19 protein-coding genes are annotated in these 17,869 nt (G+C 65.2%); 11 read left to right on the forward strand and 8 right to left on the reverse strand.

Going from position 1 to position 17,869, the window contains the following annotated elements; all coding sequences use genetic code 11:
- Positions 1 to 6 precede the first annotated feature (6 nt).
- The 3 genes from BM193_RS07465 to BM193_RS07475 all read right to left on the reverse strand — a co-directional run bounded on the left by BM193_RS07465 (position 7) and on the right by BM193_RS07475 (position 3,118).
- Positions 7 to 825, reverse strand: coding sequence for a carbohydrate ABC transporter permease (locus BM193_RS07465; RefSeq protein ID WP_092798437.1), 819 nt, complete (start codon positions 823 to 825; stop codon positions 7 to 9).
- Complete coding sequence (locus BM193_RS07470) at positions 822 to 1,745, reverse strand: carbohydrate ABC transporter permease (protein WP_217638488.1); 924 nt, start codon at positions 1,743 to 1,745, stop codon at positions 822 to 824. The genes BM193_RS07465 and BM193_RS07470 overlap by 4 nt, the downstream gene beginning before the upstream one ends.
- A 77-nt stretch (positions 1,746 to 1,822) precedes the next feature.
- Positions 1,823 to 3,118 carry an extracellular solute-binding protein gene (locus BM193_RS07475; RefSeq protein ID WP_092798435.1) on the reverse strand — a complete coding sequence of 432 codons (1,296 nt, stop codon included), beginning with the start codon at positions 3,116 to 3,118 and terminating at the stop codon, positions 1,823 to 1,825.
- A 449-nt stretch (positions 3,119 to 3,567) separates the two neighbouring features.
- On the opposite strand from BM193_RS07475, the gene BM193_RS07480 reads away from it, so the two are divergent.
- From BM193_RS07480 to BM193_RS07495, 4 genes are all read left to right on the forward strand, one after another.
- Entirely contained in the window at positions 3,568 to 4,587 is a 1,020-nt protein-coding gene (locus BM193_RS07480; protein WP_092798434.1) for a LacI family DNA-binding transcriptional regulator, read from the forward strand.
- A 184-nt stretch (positions 4,588 to 4,771) separates the two neighbouring features.
- A complete protein-coding gene (gene sodB / locus BM193_RS07485) occupies positions 4,772 to 5,350 on the forward strand; it encodes a superoxide dismutase [Fe] (protein ID WP_071078930.1) in 579 nt (192 codons plus the stop codon).
- A gap of 233 nt (positions 5,351 to 5,583) precedes the next feature.
- Positions 5,584 to 5,955 (forward strand): lysozyme inhibitor LprI family protein, encoded by a 372-nt coding sequence (locus tag BM193_RS07490; RefSeq protein ID WP_092798433.1) that lies wholly within the window; start codon positions 5,584 to 5,586, stop codon positions 5,953 to 5,955.
- 80 nt (positions 5,956 to 6,035) lie between these two features.
- Positions 6,036 to 6,902 carry a Kdo hydroxylase KdoO gene (locus tag BM193_RS07495; protein WP_092798432.1) on the forward strand — a complete coding sequence of 289 codons (867 nt, stop codon included), beginning with the start codon at positions 6,036 to 6,038 and terminating at the stop codon, positions 6,900 to 6,902.
- A gap of 34 nt (positions 6,903 to 6,936) precedes the next feature.
- Here BM193_RS07495 and BM193_RS07500 read toward each other — a convergent pair whose 3' ends face one another.
- Entirely contained in the window at positions 6,937 to 8,499 is a 1,563-nt protein-coding gene (locus tag BM193_RS07500) for a CYTH and CHAD domain-containing protein (protein ID WP_175533193.1), read from the reverse strand.
- Positions 8,500 to 8,639: 140 nt separating this feature from the next.
- On the opposite strand from BM193_RS07500, the gene mgrA reads away from it, so the two are divergent.
- Positions 8,640 to 9,680: an L-glyceraldehyde 3-phosphate reductase gene (gene mgrA / locus BM193_RS07505; protein WP_092798430.1), complete on the forward strand. Its 1,041-nt coding sequence runs from the start codon at positions 8,640 to 8,642 to the stop codon at positions 9,678 to 9,680.
- A 19-nt stretch (positions 9,681 to 9,699) separates the two neighbouring features.
- On the opposite strand, the gene BM193_RS07510 is transcribed toward mgrA, so the two are convergent.
- The 3 genes from BM193_RS07510 to BM193_RS07520 all read right to left on the reverse strand — a co-directional run bounded on the left by BM193_RS07510 (position 9,700) and on the right by BM193_RS07520 (position 11,036).
- A complete protein-coding gene (locus BM193_RS07510) occupies positions 9,700 to 10,170 on the reverse strand; it encodes a DUF2244 domain-containing protein (protein ID WP_092798429.1) in 471 nt (156 codons plus the stop codon).
- Between the two features lie 103 nt (positions 10,171 to 10,273).
- On the reverse strand, positions 10,274 to 10,579 hold the full coding sequence (locus BM193_RS07515; RefSeq protein ID WP_254785943.1) for a hypothetical protein: 306 nt from the start codon (positions 10,577 to 10,579) through the stop codon (positions 10,274 to 10,276).
- Between the two features lie 124 nt (positions 10,580 to 10,703).
- Positions 10,704 to 11,036, reverse strand: a complete 333-nt coding sequence (locus BM193_RS07520; protein WP_092798427.1) for a hypothetical protein — start codon at positions 11,034 to 11,036, stop codon at positions 10,704 to 10,706.
- Positions 11,037 to 11,321: 285 nt separating this feature from the next.
- On the opposite strand from BM193_RS07520, the gene BM193_RS07525 reads away from it, so the two are divergent.
- The 6 genes from BM193_RS07525 (at position 11,322) to BM193_RS07550 (ending at position 17,056) form a co-directional block, all read left to right on the forward strand.
- Positions 11,322 to 11,636, forward strand: a complete 315-nt coding sequence (locus BM193_RS07525) for a DUF4148 domain-containing protein (protein WP_092798426.1) — start codon at positions 11,322 to 11,324, stop codon at positions 11,634 to 11,636.
- 130 nt (positions 11,637 to 11,766) lie between these two features.
- On the forward strand, positions 11,767 to 13,179 hold the full coding sequence (locus BM193_RS07530) for an efflux transporter outer membrane subunit (RefSeq protein ID WP_092798425.1): 1,413 nt from the start codon (positions 11,767 to 11,769) through the stop codon (positions 13,177 to 13,179).
- 73 nt (positions 13,180 to 13,252) lie between these two features.
- Complete coding sequence (locus BM193_RS07535) at positions 13,253 to 13,759, forward strand: MarR family winged helix-turn-helix transcriptional regulator (protein WP_092798578.1); 507 nt, start codon at positions 13,253 to 13,255, stop codon at positions 13,757 to 13,759.
- A gap of 10 nt (positions 13,760 to 13,769) precedes the next feature.
- Positions 13,770 to 15,914: an FUSC family protein gene (locus tag BM193_RS07540; protein WP_254785945.1), complete on the forward strand. Its 2,145-nt coding sequence runs from the start codon at positions 13,770 to 13,772 to the stop codon at positions 15,912 to 15,914.
- Positions 15,904 to 16,104, forward strand: a complete 201-nt coding sequence (locus BM193_RS07545) for a DUF1656 domain-containing protein (RefSeq protein WP_070224633.1) — start codon at positions 15,904 to 15,906, stop codon at positions 16,102 to 16,104. Before BM193_RS07540 ends, BM193_RS07545 begins: the two co-directional genes overlap by 11 nt.
- Positions 16,105 to 16,156: 52 nt before the next feature.
- Positions 16,157 to 17,056 (forward strand): efflux RND transporter periplasmic adaptor subunit, encoded by a 900-nt coding sequence (locus tag BM193_RS07550; RefSeq protein ID WP_092798424.1) that lies wholly within the window; start codon positions 16,157 to 16,159, stop codon positions 17,054 to 17,056.
- Here BM193_RS07550 and BM193_RS07555 read toward each other — a convergent pair.
- Positions 17,053 to 17,799 carry an SDR family oxidoreductase gene (locus tag BM193_RS07555; RefSeq protein WP_092798423.1) on the reverse strand — a complete coding sequence of 249 codons (747 nt, stop codon included), beginning with the start codon at positions 17,797 to 17,799 and terminating at the stop codon, positions 17,053 to 17,055. The two genes, BM193_RS07550 and BM193_RS07555, sit on opposite strands and share 4 nt — an antisense overlap.
- Positions 17,800 to 17,869 lie beyond the last annotated feature (70 nt).

Genomic DNA, 17,869 nt, shown 5'->3' on the forward strand with positions numbered 1-17,869 from the left:
TGTGGATCAGCCTTTGACGGCGCCCTGGGTCAGGCCTTCAATCAAACGCTTGGAGGCGACAAAAAACATCAGCAGCAGCGGCAGCACGGCGATGGCGGCGCCCGTCATCAGCGCGCCCCACTCCGTGTTGTTCGGCGCCTGCATGCTGCGCAGGGCCAGCGGGATCGTGTAGTTCTCGACCGAACGCATGACCACCAGCGGCGTGATGAAATTGTTCCAGGAGTTGATGAAGGTGATCAGGCCCAGCGTGCCCATGGCGGGGCCGATCAGCGGCAGCACGACCCGCCAGTAGATGGCGAATTCGCCGCAGCCGTCGATGCGCGCCGCCTCGATCAAATCCTTCGGGATGGCCGTGCCGATGTACTGGCGCATCAGGAAGATGCCCAGCGCGCCGGCCGCGCCCGGCACGTACAGGGCGCGCGGCTGGTCCAGCCAGCCGAGGAAATCCATCAGCATGAAGGTCGGGATCATGTTCATGAAGGACGGAATGATCATCGACGCCATCACCAGCGTGAACAAGGGCCGCTTGAAGCGGAATTCGTACATGGCGAACGCATAGCCGCCCAGCGAGCAAAAGAACAGGGTCAGGGCGGTGGTCATCAGGGCCACGTACAGGCTGATGCCGATATTGCGCCAGAACGGCAGGCGCTCCTGCAGCAGTTCCAGGTTGTGCAGCAGGGCCGTGCCGAACCAGCGCGGCGGCGGCAGGCTGTAGATCTCGGCGCTCGTGTGCGTGGCGAAGACGAACATGAAGTAGAACGGCGCGACCATGATCAGGGCGCCGATGGCCACCATGGCGTAGGCCGTCCAGCGGGTGGTGTTCATCGTGCCTCCTTGCGTTCTTGACGTTCATTGCGGCTGAAGATGCGGTTGTTAACCCAGGTGGTGCTGGCGATGATGAGGAACAGCAGCCAGGAAATGGCCGACGCCGTGCCGAAGTCGCCCGACGAAAACGCCGTCTTGTAGACGAAGATGGCCGTCGTCATCACGGACTGGCTCACGCCGCTCGACTCGGCCACCAGCACGAACGGTTCCTCGAACAGCTGCAGGTTGCCCATGATGGTGAGGGTCACGGCCAGGTAGATCATGGGGCGCAGCTGCGGCAGGGTGATGTACCAGAACTGCTGGCGTGTCGAGGCGCCGTCGATGGTCGCCGCTTCATACAAGTCCTTCGGTATCACCTGCAGCGCGGACAGGTACAGCACCAGGTTCCAGCCCAGGTAGCGCCAGAAAATCACGAAGGCGACGGCCGGCTTGATGAACAGCGAGCTGCCCAGCCAGTCGATCGACTCTGACGGGAACAGGCCGCCCACCAGCGGCAGGCTGGCGCACCATTCGATCAGCACATTGATCTGGCCATAGTCGCGCGAAAACAGGGTATTGAAGACCATGGCGATGGCCACGCTGGAGGTGATGAACGGTAAAAAGTAAATGCCGATCACCAGGTTGCGCGAGCGCTTGAAGCTGTGGTGGATGAAGGCTGCCAGCGGAATGGCCACCAGGTGCTGCGGCACGCCCGAGGCCAGCGCCAGCCACAGCGTGTTGCCCAGCGAGCGCAAGAACCATGGGTCGCTCAAGGCGTACTTGTAGTTGTCCAGGCCCACCCACTGCATGGCTTCCACGCCGCTGGCCGCTTCCCACTGGTTGAACGACAAATAGATGGAAAACAGCAGCGGGAACAGGCTGAAGACGGCGAACAGGATGAAGAAGGGGCTGATGAAAATGTACGGCGCCCATTTTTTCATGTTGAAGCGTTTTTTTGCGGGCCGCGCCGGAATGGATCCGGTTTCGGCGCATGGCATGGTCGTGTTCATGCCGCGTCCTAGCGCCGCGCGCGGTGGGTGATCAGGGCCTTGGCGTCGGCCAGCGCCGTCCTGATATCCTTGTTTTGCGCCAGCACGCTTTCCAGCTCCATGTTGACAATGTCGCGCGCCACGGCGTCGAACTTGTCGACGCGGATGGCGGGGATTTTCGCCGCCGTGTCGCGCGCCAGCAGGCGCGTCTTCTGGCCGCCGAAATAGGCTTGCGGCTCGTCCATCATGGGGTCCGCATACGCCGCCGTCAATGCGGGAAAGGCGCCGATCTCCTTCAGCGAGTGCAGCTGGATATCCTTGTTGACGGTCATGAACTTGATGAATTCCCACGCCTGCGCCTTGTTGGCCGCCTTTTTCGGGATGCCGTAGAAGGAGCCGCCATACGACGCCAGCGCGCCGGCCGGCAAATTCGCGGTGCGCCACTGGCCCTTGGAATCGGGCGCCAGCCACTTGGCCAGGTGGCCGCTGAGCCAGGAACCCATCATCTGGCTGGCCACCTTGTCGCGTTTAAAACCTTCGGCCCACTCGCCCGTCCACGCCACGGTGCGGGCATCGATGCCCGCCACGCGCGCCGCCTTGGCCAATTCAAAGGCTTTCACGAAACGGGGCGAGTCGACCAGCACCTGTCCCTTGTCGCCAAAGTAAATGCCTTCGCCATCTTTCAAATTGGCGCGGATAACAATGTCGGCCAGGTCGCTGGCGCCGGCCAGCAGATAGGTGCCCGTGGCCGCCTTGAGCTTCTTGCCGGCGGCGATATACGACTCCCACGAAGCCGTCAAATCGCTTTCCTTGATGCCCGCCTTGTCCATCAGATCCTTGCGGTAGAACAGGGTGCCCGGTCCCAGGTCGGCCGGCATGGCGCCCAGGGTGCCGCGCGAACTGGTCGCCTGCACGAAGGTGAATGGCACGAACTGGGCGCGGTACTGCCCTGCCCCATATGGCGCCTGCAGGAGGTCTTCCATGCCCTTCGATTCGGCGAAGCTGCCGACATAGCGGAAGTCGATGGCCATCACGTCGGGCAGGCGCGCGCCGGCCGCCAGCGCCGTCGTCATCGAGTTATGGTGGTCGTCGATCTGCAGGCTGACCAGCTTGACCTTCACTTGCGGATACAGCTTTTCCCACAGGGGCAAGGCCGTCTTCACGGCACGGTCCAGGTCGGGAAACGAGGCGACGGTGATGGTGGCGGGGGCCAGCGCGGGAGCGGCCCCCGCCACGGTGGCCGCCGGGGTGGCGGCGCCAGCGGCGAGCGGCAAGGCCAGGGCAAGCGCAGCCAGGGGCTTGGCGCCAGGAATACTTGACTTCATTGTTTCGTCTCCATTTATTGAGCGTCTTCTATCTTGAAAACGTTTTCACAACATGTGTCCATTTAACACCGCAAAGAAAATCAAGTCAACCGAAAAAGTTGTCATTTTTATTGAGGGTGGCGTGGCCAGAGGGCTGTCGCTGCGCGTGCTCTCCTATGAAAAGGCGCAAAAATGCGTCCCTTGGTTCGCCGTTGTTTTTTGTGAAAACGTTTTCAACGATGGGTCGGCTTAGCGCGGTCGTCGAGGTGTCCGGACGCGTAATCCGACAGCATTGGGGGCGGGAGAGGGCTCGTTCCGACGCATGGCCGGCCGTGATGTGTCGGCTTGCGCCCTGCGGGCCAACCCGACCTGCCCCGGACCTGCGGCCCCGCGTGGGCATTTATGGTAATCTTTCACTGAAAAGGTTTTCAGAGCACTGAGAACTGCCATCTTGATATCCGGGAATCACCTTGACCGATAGCGCCCACGCCGCCCCTCCCTCCACCCTGCTCGACGTCGCCCGCCAGGCCGGCGTGTCGCCCAGCACCGTCTCGCGCATCCTGAATGGCACGGCCAAGGTGTCCGACGACAAGCGCGACGCCGTGCTGGCGGCCATCGCGCACATGAAATTCGCGCCGAACCAGATGGCGCAGGGGCTGAAGAAGGGCCGCTCGATGACCATCGGCATCGTGGTGCAGGATATTTCCAGCCCCTTCTTCGACGAGAGCCTGCGCGGCGTGGACGATGGCTTGAAGGGCACGGGCTATGCGTCCGTCATCGTCAGCGGCCACTGGAATGCGCAGGAAGAGGAAGACCGCATCCGCCTGCTGCTGGCGCGCAAGGTCGACGGCATCATCCTGCTGTCCGGGCGCATCTCGGACGACAGCGTGCTCGACTTCTCGCAGCAGCGGCCCATCGTCTCGACGGGCCGCGCGCTGGCGACGAAGAGCGCCATCGGCTTCAAGCTCGACAACGAATACGGCGCCTACCTGGCCGTGCGCCACCTGCTGGAGCTGGGGCACCGGCGCATCGCCTTTGTGGCGGGCCCCGCCAACAACTCGGATGCGACCGAACGGCTGACGGGCTACCAGCGCGCGCTGCGCGAGGCGGACATCGCCATCGACCCGATGCTGATGGTGGAAGGCGATTTCCACGAGGCAAGCGGGATGCTGGCCATGAACCACCTGTTTGACACGCATCAACAGTTCAGCGCCGTCTTCGCCGCCAATGACCTGTCTGCCTACGGCGTGCGCCTGTGCCTGTACCGCAAGGGCATCCGCGTGCCCGACGATATCTCGCTGGTGGGCTTCGATGACTTGCCCGGCTCGTCCTACACGACGCCGCCGCTGACCACCATCCACCAGCCCCTGTACGACATCGGCCGCATCGCCACCGAAGCGCTGCTGGGGCTGATCAATGGCGAGACCGTGCGGGCGGCGATCCCGCCGCTGGAACTGATCGTCAGGGAAACGACGCGCCGTTTTCGCTAGGGCCGGTGCTGAACGAGAATCACTACGCCAGGCGCTCCGCCAACGCGCGGCGGAATCTGCAGCAATGGCGCATCCGCTTTACAATAGTGGCTCGTTCAGCAAGAATGCCTGCTGCAAGCACGCTTGGCTCAACCTCCGGCCGCAGGCCGGTAGACTCCGAATACTCACCACAAAGGGACATCACATGGAACATACTCTGCCACCACTGCCGTATGAAATGGACGCTCTGGCGCCGCATATTTCGAAAGAAACCCTGGAATACCACTATGCCAAGCATCACCAGGCATATGTCACCAACTTGAACAACCTGATCAAGGGTACCGAGTTCGAGAACCTGTCGCTGGAAGAAATCATCAAGAAATCGTCGGGCGGCATCTTCAACAATGCGGCGCAAGTATGGAACCACACCTTCTACTGGAACGGCATGAAGCCAGCCGGCGGCGGCGCGCCTACCGGTGCCGTGGCTGACGCGATCAACGCCAAGTGGTCGTCGTTCGACAAGTTCAAGGAAGAATTCACCAAGTCCTGCGTGGGCAACTTCGGTTCGGGCTGGACCTGGCTGGTGCAAAAAGCCGACGGCTCCGTCGACATCGTCAACACCTCGAACGCCGGCTGCCCTTTGACCACCGGCGACAAGCCGCTGCTGACCTGCGACGTGTGGGAACACGCCTACTACATCGACTACCGCAACCTGCGCGCCAAGTACGTGGAAACGTTCTGGGGCCTGGTCAACTGGGAATTCGTTGCCAAGAACTTCGCGTAAGCGCGTTCCTGTCAACGTCAAACGGACCCGACTGCGGCACGCGCCGCGGTAACGCTCTGTGAAAAGAAGCCTGTGCTTGCCAGCCAGGCTTCTTTTTTTTGCCCCGGCGGATAGTCCATCTGGGCAACGCCCCCGTTCAATCGAACAAGGTGCTTGCGCAAGTTGTTATAAGATGCGCAAGAGCAACGCTTGGCCATGCGCCCTGCGCCTATCCACTCGCTGAAAGAAAAAAAATGAAAAAATTCATGCTTGCCCTGCTCGTCCTTGCCTCCGGTTCCGCCTTCGCCAACTCGGCCTGCGACACGCCGCGCAACGACTTCGACGGCCTGTATTGCCTGAACAAGGTGTACCAGGAAGCGGACAAGGAACTCAACGCCAACTACAAGGCACTGGCCGCCAAGCTCGATGCCAATGGTAAGCAGAAGCTGAAATCGGGCCAGCTGGCGTGGATCGGCAACCGCAACCAAAATTGCTCCAAACGCGAATCGTCGGGCTTTTATGTCAACCTCGATTGCGCCACCCAGACCACCATCGAACGCGCGCAATTCCTGCAGGACCGCGTGCGCGAATGCGTGAGCGCGGGCTGCCAGAACAGCAAACTGTAAGGACTTCCTGCGCCAGCGCAAACGGAGCGGCCGGCAGGCGCCTAGACTGGCGGCTCCGAATCCCTACTCACTTCATGTCCATGAGCAAGCTTGTCGACATTCCCCTCAGCCAGTGGGACGCCAGCGCCAGTATGGCGCAACAGACGGCGGCCCTGCAGGCGCTCGAAGACGGGCAGCTGCTGCGGCTGCCCAGCCTGGCATTTCCTTTACAACAAGAAGAATGCCCCTTGCTTACCGGCGCGGCCGGCAGCGCCAAGAATATCAGCTGGGATCCCTCGCGCGGCGTGCGCGGCCATGGCGATGCCTATGACGCGGCCCTGCTGGCCGCGCTGATGCAGCGCTATGCGCGGCACACGCACAGCTTGCTGGTCAGCCTGTTGCCCCGCTATCAGCCCCACCTGCAACAGGGCAAGGGCAGCTTCCGTCCCGTGGAAATCGCCGGCAGGGTGACGTCGTGGCGCAAGGACGACACGCGCCTGCATGTCGACAGCTTCCCCGCCTCGCCCACGCAGGGCCGGCGCATCCTGCGCGTGTTTACCAACATCCACCCGGAACACGCGCCGCGCGTGTGGAAGCTGGGCGCGCCATTCGAACAGGTGGCGCAGCGCTTCCTGCCACGCGCGACGCGGCCACGGCCAGGGGTGGCGTCCCTGCTGCAGTGGCTGCACGTCACCAAGTCGCGCCGCACGCCGTATGACCACTACATGCTGCAGCTGCACGACGCCATGAAGGCTGATCTGGCCTACCAGGCAGAAGTGGAACAGCACAGTTATTCTTTCGCGCCGGGCCAGACCTGGGTCGTCTTCAGCGACGTGGTATCGCATGCGGCCCTGCGCGGACAACATGCGCTGGAGCAAACCTGGCTGCTGCCCGTCAGCGCCATGGCCGATCCCGCCAAATCGCCGCTGGCCATCCTCGAACGCCTGCTGCAACGCCCGCTGGCGTAGCGCGCCGCCAGGCCTCCCGCCGCCAGGCAGGCGTTCATGCGGGCGAGCGGGCCGCCTTGAAACGCCGCCAGGCCTTGTGCATGCTGCCATCCGTGCCCTGCGACTGCGCGCGCGCCGCCAGGTAGCCGCGCAGGAACGCCGCGTGCAGCCGCAATTCGGCGTGGTCGGGCTGGCCATCGGGCAATTCCTGCAGCAGGCGGTCCGCCACCCGCACATCGTTGAGCCAGCCCAGCTCATCCTGCAGCGCCGCCAGGCGGCCCACATACGGCTTCACGGCGCGGGGGGCAAACAGCGAGGCAAAGAATTCCGTCGCATAACGCGTCTTCTTGGCCGCGATGCGCACCTGGTGGCGCTGCTGCGGCGTGGCATGCAGCAGGCGCTTGCCACGCTTCATCAGGCGGCGCTGGTCCTTGCGCAAGGTACTGCGGGCAAACGGGGAAACATTCGCATCGAGCTGCCGCAGCTGGCGCGCCGTGGCCGCGTCGCGCCAGCCGCGCGCCTGCAGCCAGCGCTGCAAGCCCAGCATCCAGGCCGTGTAGCGCGTGGAGTTGACGGCCTGCGCCGCCTGCGCATGCTTGATGCGCGCCTGCTCCTGGGCCGCCTGCACCAGCGCCGCCGCATCGGCCGCCGCGTCGCCATCGAGCTGCGCCAGGGTATTCCCGGCCAGCACGTCCCAGTCGCGCGCCTCGCCCAGCGCCCCGCCCAGCCAGTCGAGTTCCGCCTTCAAGCCGTCCGGCAGCGCCAGCAGGGACTTGAACATGCCCAGCGCCGAACGCAGGCGGCGTAGTCCCACGCGCATCTGGTGCAGGCTTTCCACGTCGTCGCCCTGCGCCACGCCCTCCTGGTTGCCGCTCACCTGCTCCAGGCAATTGCCGCTGATGGCCAGGAAGACTTGTTCCACCGTCATGTCGCCATCGAGCCGCAAGGGTTGCGCCTTGACGGCTTGCACGCCTTGCTGCGCGGCCAGCCGGTAGCCGCGTTCCGCCTTGCTCATGTGGCCCAGCCGCAGCGGCACGTCGTGCAGCAGGGCCAGCGCCACATCGAACAGGCTGCTCGCCTGCCCCTGCTTCAACTCCAGTTCGATCTCGCTGACCGGTACGCTGCGCGCGTCGCCATCCGCACCGTGCCGTATCTCGCCCTGGTCCAGCACGCATTCGATGTGGTCGCCCTGCGGCGTGCGCAGCTGCCAGGCCGTGCGTTCGATGCGCGTGGTAAACACGGGCCGCAAGGCGTCGCGGACGGCATCCCGGCGCAGCAGCGCACGGATCGGCTGCTTGCGGCCAATGGCCGCGTCGAGCGCATCGAGCTCGGGCGCGGGACCGGCCACTTCGCCCTCCCATTCGTGGCGGCTGTGCAAGCCGCCGCTGACATTGCCGCCCGCCTTCAGGGTTTGCACCCAGCGCCCGTCGACCTGGCGCACGCGCAAGCCCGCCTGGTGCCGGCACAGCTGCAAGTCGGGCGTATCGACATAGATATCGTGCATGGCCAGCAGCTGCGGTTCCCCTTGCCGCTTGTCCGTATAGTCCGCCAGCAGCGGATGGGCGCGCAGGCGGGCCGCGTCTTCTGGCGCCAACAGCAATTTCAATTCGATTTCCATGACCGTTCCTCGCTCGTAGCCAGACTCCTGAACAGCCATTGTAAGGGGCGCCGCGCCTGGCGCAAGCGGCACGCAACGGGTGCCGCACGCAGTCTTTGATTTTGCGCGAAAATAAGCGATTCATATACTCAGGAGATGCCATGACGTACCACGCCGCCGAGAACCGCTATGACAGCATGCAGTACCGCACGTGCGGGCGCAGCGGGCTGAAACTGCCGCTGCTGTCCCTGGGCCTGTGGCACAACTTTGGCGACAGCAACAACCTGGCCTCGCAGCGCGACATGCTGCGCACGGCCTTCGACCTGGGCATCACGCATTTCGACCTGGCCAACAACTACGGTCCGCCGTATGGCAGCGCGGAAAGCAATTTCGGCAAGCTGCTGCGCGACGACTTTTTACCGTACCGCGATGAGCTGATCATTTCCACCAAGGCGGGCTGGGACATGTGGCCCGGCCCGTATGGCCAGGGCGGCGGCTCGCGCAAATACGTGCTGGCCAGCCTCGACCAGAGCCTGCAGCGCCTGGGCCTGGACTACGTCGACATCTTTTACTCGCACCGCTACGACGCCGACACGCCGCTGGAGGAAACCATGGGCGCGCTGGCCACCGCCGTGCAGCAGGGCAAGGCGCTGTACGTGGGCCTGTCCTCGTATTCGCCGGAAAAGACGGCCGAGGCGGCCAAGCTGCTGAAAGAGTGGAAAGTGCCATGCCTGATCCACCAGCCGTCCTACAACATGCTCAACCGCTGGATCGAGGAAGACGGCCTGCTCGACACCTTGCAGGACGAAGGCATCGGCTGCATCACGTTCACGGCGCTGGCGCAGGGCTTGCTCAGCGATAAATATCTGGACGGCGTGCCGCAGGATGCGCGCGTCAACCGCCCTGGCGGCGGTTCGCTGACGCAACAGCACCTGAGCGCGGAAAACCTGGCCCGCGTGCGCGCCCTGAACGCGATCGCCGCGCAGCGCGGCCAGACCCTGGCGCAGATGGCGCTGGCGTGGGTGCTGCGCGATCCGCGCATCACCTCGACCCTGATCGGCGCCAGCAGCAGCGCGCAGATCCGCGAAAACGTGGCGGCGCTGCAGCAGCTGGCGTTCACGGCCGACGAGCTGGCCGCCATCGACGTCCAGGCGCGCGAAGGCAATATCAACCTGTGGGCGGGACCATCGCGGGCCAAGTAAGGAAGCCGGGCACGGGGACTCAGAACGGCGACGGCAGCAGCGCGCTGAGTTCCTGCGCCACCTGGCGTCGCCGCTCCGGCGTGGCGAACGCGCCCACCACCAGCTGCGCGCCGCCCGCGCGCAGGTCGCAGATGCGGATCAGCTGACGCGCGCCCCGCGGCACCACGATGCGCGTGCGCCACGGGGCGAAATGGTGGCGCCGGCAACGGCCGGCGCGCACTTGCTCGACGATCAATTCCCCATCGCGCAAGGCGATATGCTCGTAGTCGTGCGCATGGCGCACGTAATACAGCAAGGCCAGCGCCACGAGGCTCAGTTCGGCAAAAGAAAACATGGGGATATACCAAAAGCCGCGCAGCGCAAAGGCGGCGGAGATCGTGGCGGAAAACAGGCACAGCAGCCCATACGCGCGCAGCAACTGGCGCGTGCTCAAAGCCCTGTGGCGCGCAAACAGCCATTGCGGCTGCTCGCGTGCATCATCGCGTGGCATGGCGCCTCCCGCAATAGCCGCATCCCGGCCCTGGCGGCCCCGCTCATCTCAGGCCGGCCGCCCGGCCCGGTTTTCCAGTTCAGTTTCCGGACTCGCGCCCGGCTCACCTGCCCATATGCACGAGCGCATGGCCCAGGTGCTGCCACCAGTGATCGCGCGACCGGACCTGTTTCAGGCAGGACGTATCGATTTCCGTCGGAAACACATGATCCTGGCACATGCCCGTTTCCAGGGCATGGCGCTGGTTTTCCGCCGCGACCAGGGCCACGCTCATCCAGAACGCCAGCGCCAGCACGATCACCAGCAAGCTCCACGCGAGGTGGTTGGTGGTGCTTTTTTCGGCGATAAACTCGCGCGGCCGCGTCTCGCGGTACATCGACATCAAGCCTTTTTCTTTGTCTTCCGACATCTGCGTTTGCATCCTCTGACATCCTATCCTGTGCCGGCCGGCTGGCCATGGCGCAACACATGCCGCCCCAGGCACATTTTACGCTGAAGGCGCAGCGGCGGCAGCAATTCCTGGCGGCCGCGATTCAGCGCGGCGCCGCTGGCGCCGGCACGGGAGGCTCCCCGGCGTCGTCGCCGCCGTCGGCCGGCCGCACTGGCGCCATGCTCTCCACATGATCGACGTCGATGTCGCCGCCATCGGGCGCCGCGTTCTGCGGCTCCACGCCCGCCCGTTCGCCCGTGCCGGCCGCATCGCTGTCGCTGTCGAGCGCCTCCGCATCCTGGCCCGGCACGCCCTGCATGTCGCTGCCGCTGTCGGAACTGTCGCTGGGCCCGAGCGCGCCCTTGCCATGGCCGCTGCCGAGCACGCGGTCGGGGGTGACGGGTAAATTATCCGGATCGAGGCTGCTGCTGCTCATGGCTGACTCCCATTCATCAAAAAATCCATGGTACGCGCCTGGCCAAGGCGACGGCGCACGCCTGCAATGCATTTCCGTCAAGAAATGCGGCATCGCACAAATATTTTCAGAATTTACTTCACAAATGTACTATTCATTGCTATAGTTAATTCAAGTAAGCAGTTTCTCATCCAGAAACGCTTCATTGACGGCGCCGCGCCCACACCGCGCGGCGCCGTCAAACCGACCGGTACGTGGCGAGCCGGCCCATCCACCCAGCCATCATGCAACTATTGGAGTATTACCATGCAAGCCAAATCACTGATCGCAGCACTGTTCGCCATCACCACCGTCACCTCGGCTTTCGCGCAAGGCGCCGCACCCGCCGCCGGCCAGCAACTGACGCGCGCCGATGTCACGGCCGAATACATCCGTGCCCGCAACGCCGGCGAAATCGCCACCAGCGAAGTCGACTACCCGAAAACGCCGGCCACCGCCGCCAGCAAGGTCACGCGCGAAGAAGTCATGGCCGAGTTCTACGCCGCCCGCAAGGCCGGCCAGATTCCGCAAACGGAAGCGGACTTTGATGTCGCGCAAACCACCAAGCACGTCGTCAAATAAGAAACCAGTCAGCCGGTTTCCGACAGTAACAACTCAGTTGCGGCGCAGCACTCGGGCCACTCCCGAAGCTCACCGCGGCGAGCTGTGATTCCCCCGTACCACCCCAACCTATCTCTCCCGGAGTTCCTGCATGTCCCTGCACCGCCGTCTGCTTGCCGCCAGCCTGATCCTTGCCTTGAGCGCTTGCGCCGACATGGGCCATATCGCGCCGCAATCGGCCCTGCTCGACGCCAATAAACTGCAGGCGGGCCAGGCCATGGATGCCGCCGCCAGCGCCGCCATACAATGGCCGCGCACGCAATGGTGGCAAGACTTGCACGACCCCCAATTGAACCGCCTGATGGAGCAGGCGCTGGCCGACAGCCCCACCCTGCGCGGCGCCCAGGCGCGCGTGCGCCAGGCCGAGGCGCTGGCCGGCGCGGCGGAAGACAAGACCCGCCCGCAGGCCGACGCGAACGTCTCGATCAACCGCGAACTGTATTCGCAGCACGGCAGCACGCCCGCGCCGCTGGCCGGCAATTACGCGTGGCGCAACCAGGCCACCGTCACGGCCTCGTACGACCTGGACCTGTGGGGCCGCAACCGCGCCGCCCTGTCCGCCGCGCTGGGCGACGTGCAGATGGCGTCGGCCGAATCGCAGATGGCCCGCCTGGCGCTGGAAACGGCCTTGGTGCGCACCTACATCCAGCTGTCGTATGAATTCCAGCTGCAGGACGTGATCGAACGCAGCCTGGCGCAGCGCGCCCGCATCCTCGACATCACGCGCCAGCGCAAGGCGGCAGGCATCGGCACCGATATTGACGTGGCACAAATCGAAACCACCCTGCCGGCGGGACGGCGCCAGCTGGAACAGTCGGCCGAATCGCTGGCCCTGCTGCGCAATCAGCTGGCGGCGCTGGCCGGCAAGGGTCCGGGCGCCGGCGCGGCGCTCACGCGCCCCGTGCTGCGCCTGGACCAGCCGCTGGCCATTCCCGCCGCCCTGCCCGCCGACCTGATCGGCCGCCGTCCCGACATCGCCGCCCAGCGCTGGCGCGTGGAGGCGGCGGCGCAGCGCATCGACGCGGCCAAGGCCGAGTTTTATCCGAACGTCAACCTGGTGGCGTTTGCCGGCTTCCAGGCCTTCGGCTTCAGCCATTTCCTCGATGCCAACTCGGACATCCGCGGCGTTTCGCCCGCGCTGAGCCTGCCCATCTTCGCCGGTGCCCGGCTGCGCGCCCAGCTGGGCAGCCAGACGGCCGTGTACGACGGCGCCGTGGAGCAGTACAACGCCACCGTCATCAACGCCATGTCGGACGTGGCCAACGCCGTCACCAAGGCACAGTCGCTGGAAAAGCAGCACCGCCTGACCGTGCAGGCGCTGGCCACGGCGCAGCGCGCGCGCGACCTGGCGGAGAAGGCCTACAAGGCGGGCATGAGCGACGCCATCGCCATGCTCAACACGCAAGTGGCGCTGCTGGCGGAAGAACAGCAGCAGGCGCAAAATGGAGCGCGCGAACTGGATCTGTACGTTTCCTTGATGAATGCACTGGGAGGCGGAATCTAGGCCCCCAATGTTCGCGTTGCTGCAGCTCAACAAGATACAATCGGAACTTTATTCACACATGAAGGAATACGACATGACCGCTTTTGACGCTACCGCCAAGCGGCTGCAAAACATCCGCACGCGCATGCCAGCCTTCCCCATGGAACTGATGCGCCTGCTGCGCATGACGTACCACATCCAGAAAGGCATGAAGGATCTGACCAATGCCGCGCTGAAAAAGCACGACCTGGTCGATGCCAGCTACATGGTGCTGGCCGTGCTGTACGGCACGGACGACGAAACCTCGAACGCCTGCACCCTGGGCATGGCCTGCCATGAAAAGCCGGCCAACCTGACGCGCGTGTGCAACGACCTGGAAGCGCGCGGCCTGATCCACCGGGGCACGCGTCCGGGCGACCGCCGCTCGGTGATGATTTCGCTGACGGACAAAGGCCGCGCGCTGATCGAGACGGCGCTGCCCGACGTGTACCAGGAAACGTCGGCCCTGTACGAAGGCTTTACGCCGGAAGAGCTGCAAGTGCTCGACAAGCTGTACGTGCGCCAGTTGCGCAACTTGAACAATCTCAACAACCAGAACTGATAGCCTATCGATGACGCCAGCCACAGCAACAAAATCCCTATCCGGCCCCCTGTCGCGGGCGGCCCACTGGCTGGCGCTGGCGCTGCAGGACTGGCGCACGACGGAAGGCGAACGCTGGATCTACGTCGGCAAGACCCTGATCGCCGCGTTCTGCGCCCTGTGGCTGGCCTACCGCCTGGGCCTCGATTCGCCCAGCACGGCCATGACCACCACCATCATCCTGGCCTTGCCCAGCAGCGGCATGGTGCTGGAAAAAAGCTTTTACCGCCTGTGCGGCACCTTGCTGGGATGCACGGCCGCGCTGGCCCTGATCGGCCTGTTTCCGCAGCAGCCGGTGCTGCTGTTCGCCGGCCTGGCCCTGTGGGTGGGCCTGTGCACGAGCGGCTCGGCCCTGCACCGCAACGCCCAGTCGTATGTGTACGTGCTGGCCGGCTACACGGCCTGCATGATCGTGCTGCCCGCCATCGAGCAGCCGACGCAGGTGTTCGCGCTGGCCGTCACGCGCGTGGCCGAAGTGGGCCTGGGCATCATCTGCTCGGCGGCGGTGTCCAGCGTGCTGCTGCCGCGCCACCAGGGCACGCAGGTGATGCGCACGGTGCAGGCGCGCTACGGCAAATTCCTCGCCTTCTGCCAGGACGTGCTGCAGCAAAAGCTCACGCCGGCGCAGGTGGAACTGACGCATCTGCAGTTTGCCGCCGACGTGGCGGCGCTGGAGCTGGGCCGTTCGGCCGCGCTGTTCGAAGTCACCAGCAAAGTGGGCCACGTGCGCGCGCAAAACCGCAAGCTGCACGCCTTCAACGCCACCTTCATGACGGCGCTGACCACCTTCTATACCTTCCACCGCCTGTTCGACCGCTTGCAGCGCGATGGCGAAACCCGGGTCATGCAGGCGGGCGCGCCCCTGTACGCCATCGTTGCCGAAACCCCGCAGTCGACGCCGTCGCAGGACTCGCTCGACACCATGCAGCTGCATTTGCAGGCGGCGCTGGCGCAGGCGCGCACAGATATTGACACGGTTCCAGTGGCGCATGCGCAGCGCATCGATTTCGACACCGTCTGCGAGCTGCTGGAACGCTTCGCGCGCGACATGAGCCGCTTTCACGAAGTGTATTTCAGCCTGGCGCACGACACGCCGCTCGAGGTGAGCACGCCGCAGGCGTATGCGCCGAAAACGCCGCCCGCGCTGGTCATCGCCAGCGGCGCGCGCGCCGGCATCAGCCTGGCCCTGCTGGCCCTGGGCGCCTACTTCCTGGCCTGGCCATACGCCAGCACGGCGATGCTGATGGCGGCCGTGTTCTGCGCGCTGGCCTCGTCCTCGCCGCGTCCCATCATGATGATCCGCCAGGTGCTGACGGGCTTTTTGATCGCCATGCCGCTGTCGCTGGTGTGCGTGTATTTCGTGCTGGTGCATGGCGACGGCTTTCCCATGCTGGTGCTAAGTTTTGCGCCCTTTCTCGCCGTCGGCCTGTACCTGATGACCAATCCGGCCAAGCTGGGCGTGGGGCTGGGCGTGTCGACCTTCATCACGCAGATGGCGCCGACGAACCTGATGCATGTCGATGGCGCCGCCTTTCTGAACACGGGCATGGCGCTGATCGTCGGCCTGATGCTGGCCGCCCTGGTGTTTGCCGTGCTGCTGCCCGAACACACCATGGGCCACAAGGACCATATCGGCCCGGCCCTGTGGCGCGAGGCGCTGCACGCGTGCACGGCGCCCGTGCGCCGCGTCAAGCACCGCTTCGACAACCGCGTGCGCGACCTGCTCAGCCAGCTCAACGCGGCGGCGGGACCGGCGCCCGGCGCCGCCACGCGGGCCGTCGTGCGCCAGGCATTGAATCTGCTGGAAATCGGCCACTCGGTGATCGAGCTGCGCGAACTGATCGCCAGCGCCCGGCCCGGCGCCACGCGCCACGCGCTGCAGCAATGCGTGGACCACATCGCCGCCTGGCTGCGCACGCGCGCCGACGCGCAGCTGCAGGCGGCCCTGGCGGCCACCCTGCAGGCGGGCGCCGTGGTGCGCGCAGCCCAGGCCGACGCCGATGCGGCACCCGAGCGCAGCGCGCGCCTGCAGACGGCGCTGGCCGACCTGCATTCGATCTACACCTCATTACTCGACCAAATGGCGCCTGGCGCCGGAGACCACCATGCCGCGTGAATTCGCCCTGTTCGGAATTCTGATTCCTACCCTGCTGCCCCTGTTCATTCTCAGCATCGGCCTGCAAACCCTGCTCGACCGCGTGCTGGGCTGGCTGGGCGTATACCGCATGGTGTGGCATCCATCGCTGGCGCGGCTGTGCATCTTCATCGCCATCTTTGGCGCGCTGGCGCTGTCGCTGTACAAATAGCTGCACAAAAATTAAAAAAACTGTTCAACCAAATCAAGGAAGGGCTGCCGACATGGTAACCAAACTGACCCGCTATGCCATCACCCTGCTGCTGCTGGCCGCGGCGCTGTGGATAGGTAAAACTGTCTGGGACCGCTACATGGAATCGCCATGGACGCGCGACGGCCGCATCAAGGCCGACATCGTCAACATCAGCGCCGACGTGGCCGGCACCGTCACGGACGTGCTGGTGCGCGACAACCAGGTGGTGCAAAAGGGCGACGTGCTGTTCGTCGTCGACAAGGAGCGCTACGTCAGCGCGCTGGCCCAGGCCGACGCCGTGCTGGCCGCGCAAAGGACGGAGCTGGGCCGCCGCGGCAAGGAAGCGCAGCGCCGCGCCGGCCTCGACGCCAGCATCATTTCCACGGAAAGCCGCGAAAGCGCCGCCTATGCCGCCACCTCGGCCAATGCGCAAGTGCAGGCCGCGCTGGCCGCCCGCAGCCTGGCGCAGCTGAACCTGGAACGCACCACCGTGCGCGCGCCCGTCAGCGGCTACGTGACCAACCTGAACGTGCACAAGGGCGACTTTGCCGCCGTCGGCGCGGCCAAGCTGGCCGTCATCGACAGCGCCTCGTACTACGTGGTCGGCTACTTCGAGGAGACCAAGCTGGGCATGCTGGCGCAGGACGACAAGACGGAAATGAATCTGATGAGCGGCGGCACCCTGCACGGCCACATCGAAAGCATCGCGCGCGGCATCACCGACCGCGACGCCGCCACGGGCCGCGAACTGCTGGCCGACGTCAATCCCACCTTCAACTGGGTGCGCCTGGCCCAGCGCGTGCCCGTGCGCATCCATATCGATGAACAGCCGCAGGGTCAACTGCTGGTGGCCGGCACCACCTGCACCGTGGTGGTGACGCCGCATTCGGCGCCGGCCAGGACGGCGCCCGCCGCGCCGCGCAAGGCCTAACGGCCGCCCGCCACGTCGAGAATGCTGCCCGTGACGTAGCTGGCGCCCGGTCCCAGCAGGTACAGGATGGCGTCAGCGATTTCTTCCGGCTGGCCGCCGCGCTGCATCGGCACGCCCGACGCCAGGCGCGCCACCCTGCCCGGCTCGCCGCCCGAGGCGTGGATCTCCGTGTAGACGATGCCGGGCCGCACGCCGTTGACGCGGATGCCTTCGGCCGCCACCTCCTTCGCCAGGCCGATGGTCAAGGTATCGACGGCGCCTTTCGAGGCCGCGTAGTCGATGTATTCGCCCGCCGAGCCGATGCGCGCCGCCGCCGACGAGACATTCACGATGCGTCCGCCCTGCCCGCCCTGCGCCGTCGACATGCGCCGCACGGCTTGCTGGCAGCACAGGAAATAACTGATCACGTTGGTGCGCAGCACGCGCTCGAGGCGCTGCACGGAAATGTCGGCCAGCCGGCATTTGCGCTCCAGCACGCCCACATTGTTGACCAGCGCCGTGAGCGTACCCAGGCGCGCATCGGCTGCATCGAACAAGCGCGCCACGTCTTGCGCGTCGCTGACGTCGGCCTGCACGGCGATGGCCTCGCCCCCTTCGGCCACGATGCGCGCGCGCAGCGCTTCGGCCGCCGGCGCATCGCGCACATAGTTGATGCACACGGCATAGCCCTGGCGCGCCGCCAGCAAGGCCGTCGCCGCGCCGATGCCGCGGCTGCTGCCCGTAATCAGGATCACTTCCTTCATTGCCCCTCCCGCATTGATGTGGGCTCATCATACGCGGACGAAAAAAAACCCGCGCCAGGCGGGTTTTTCG

The organism is Janthinobacterium sp. 344 (assembly GCF_900112025.1).
Lineage (GTDB): Bacteria > Pseudomonadota > Gammaproteobacteria > Burkholderiales > Burkholderiaceae_D > Janthinobacterium.

Coding starts and splice junctions, on each gene's coding strand:
- BM193_RS07475 (WP_092798435.1), bottom strand. CDS start 3,118: ATGAAGTCAAGTATTCCTGGCGCCAAGCCCCTGGCTGCGCTTGCCCTG.
- mgrA (WP_092798430.1), top strand. CDS start 8,640: ATGACGTACCACGCCGCCGAGAACCGCTATGACAGCATGCAGTACCGC.
- BM193_RS07525 (WP_092798426.1), top strand. CDS start 11,322: ATGCAAGCCAAATCACTGATCGCAGCACTGTTCGCCATCACCACCGTC.
- BM193_RS07545 (WP_070224633.1), top strand. CDS start 15,904: ATGCCGCGTGAATTCGCCCTGTTCGGAATTCTGATTCCTACCCTGCTG.
- BM193_RS07470 (WP_217638488.1), bottom strand. CDS start 1,745: ATGAAAAAATGGGCGCCGTACATTTTCATCAGCCCCTTCTTCATCCTG.
- BM193_RS07510 (WP_092798429.1), bottom strand. CDS start 10,170: ATGCCACGCGATGATGCACGCGAGCAGCCGCAATGGCTGTTTGCGCGC.
- BM193_RS07520 (WP_092798427.1), bottom strand. CDS start 11,036: ATGAGCAGCAGCAGCCTCGATCCGGATAATTTACCCGTCACCCCCGAC.
- sodB (WP_071078930.1), top strand. CDS start 4,772: ATGGAACATACTCTGCCACCACTGCCGTATGAAATGGACGCTCTGGCG.
- BM193_RS07500 (WP_175533193.1), bottom strand. CDS start 8,499: ATGGAAATCGAATTGAAATTGCTGTTGGCGCCAGAAGACGCGGCCCGC.
- BM193_RS07465 (WP_092798437.1), bottom strand. CDS start 825: ATGAACACCACCCGCTGGACGGCCTACGCCATGGTGGCCATCGGCGCC.
- BM193_RS07540 (WP_254785945.1), top strand. CDS start 13,770: ATGACGCCAGCCACAGCAACAAAATCCCTATCCGGCCCCCTGTCGCGG.
- BM193_RS07495 (WP_092798432.1), top strand. CDS start 6,036: ATGAGCAAGCTTGTCGACATTCCCCTCAGCCAGTGGGACGCCAGCGCC.
- BM193_RS07515 (WP_254785943.1), bottom strand. CDS start 10,579: ATGTCGGAAGACAAAGAAAAAGGCTTGATGTCGATGTACCGCGAGACG.
- BM193_RS07535 (WP_092798578.1), top strand. CDS start 13,253: ATGACCGCTTTTGACGCTACCGCCAAGCGGCTGCAAAACATCCGCACG.
- BM193_RS07530 (WP_092798425.1), top strand. CDS start 11,767: ATGTCCCTGCACCGCCGTCTGCTTGCCGCCAGCCTGATCCTTGCCTTG.
- BM193_RS07555 (WP_092798423.1), bottom strand. CDS start 17,799: ATGAAGGAAGTGATCCTGATTACGGGCAGCAGCCGCGGCATCGGCGCG.
- BM193_RS07550 (WP_092798424.1), top strand. CDS start 16,157: ATGGTAACCAAACTGACCCGCTATGCCATCACCCTGCTGCTGCTGGCC.
- BM193_RS07490 (WP_092798433.1), top strand. CDS start 5,584: ATGAAAAAATTCATGCTTGCCCTGCTCGTCCTTGCCTCCGGTTCCGCC.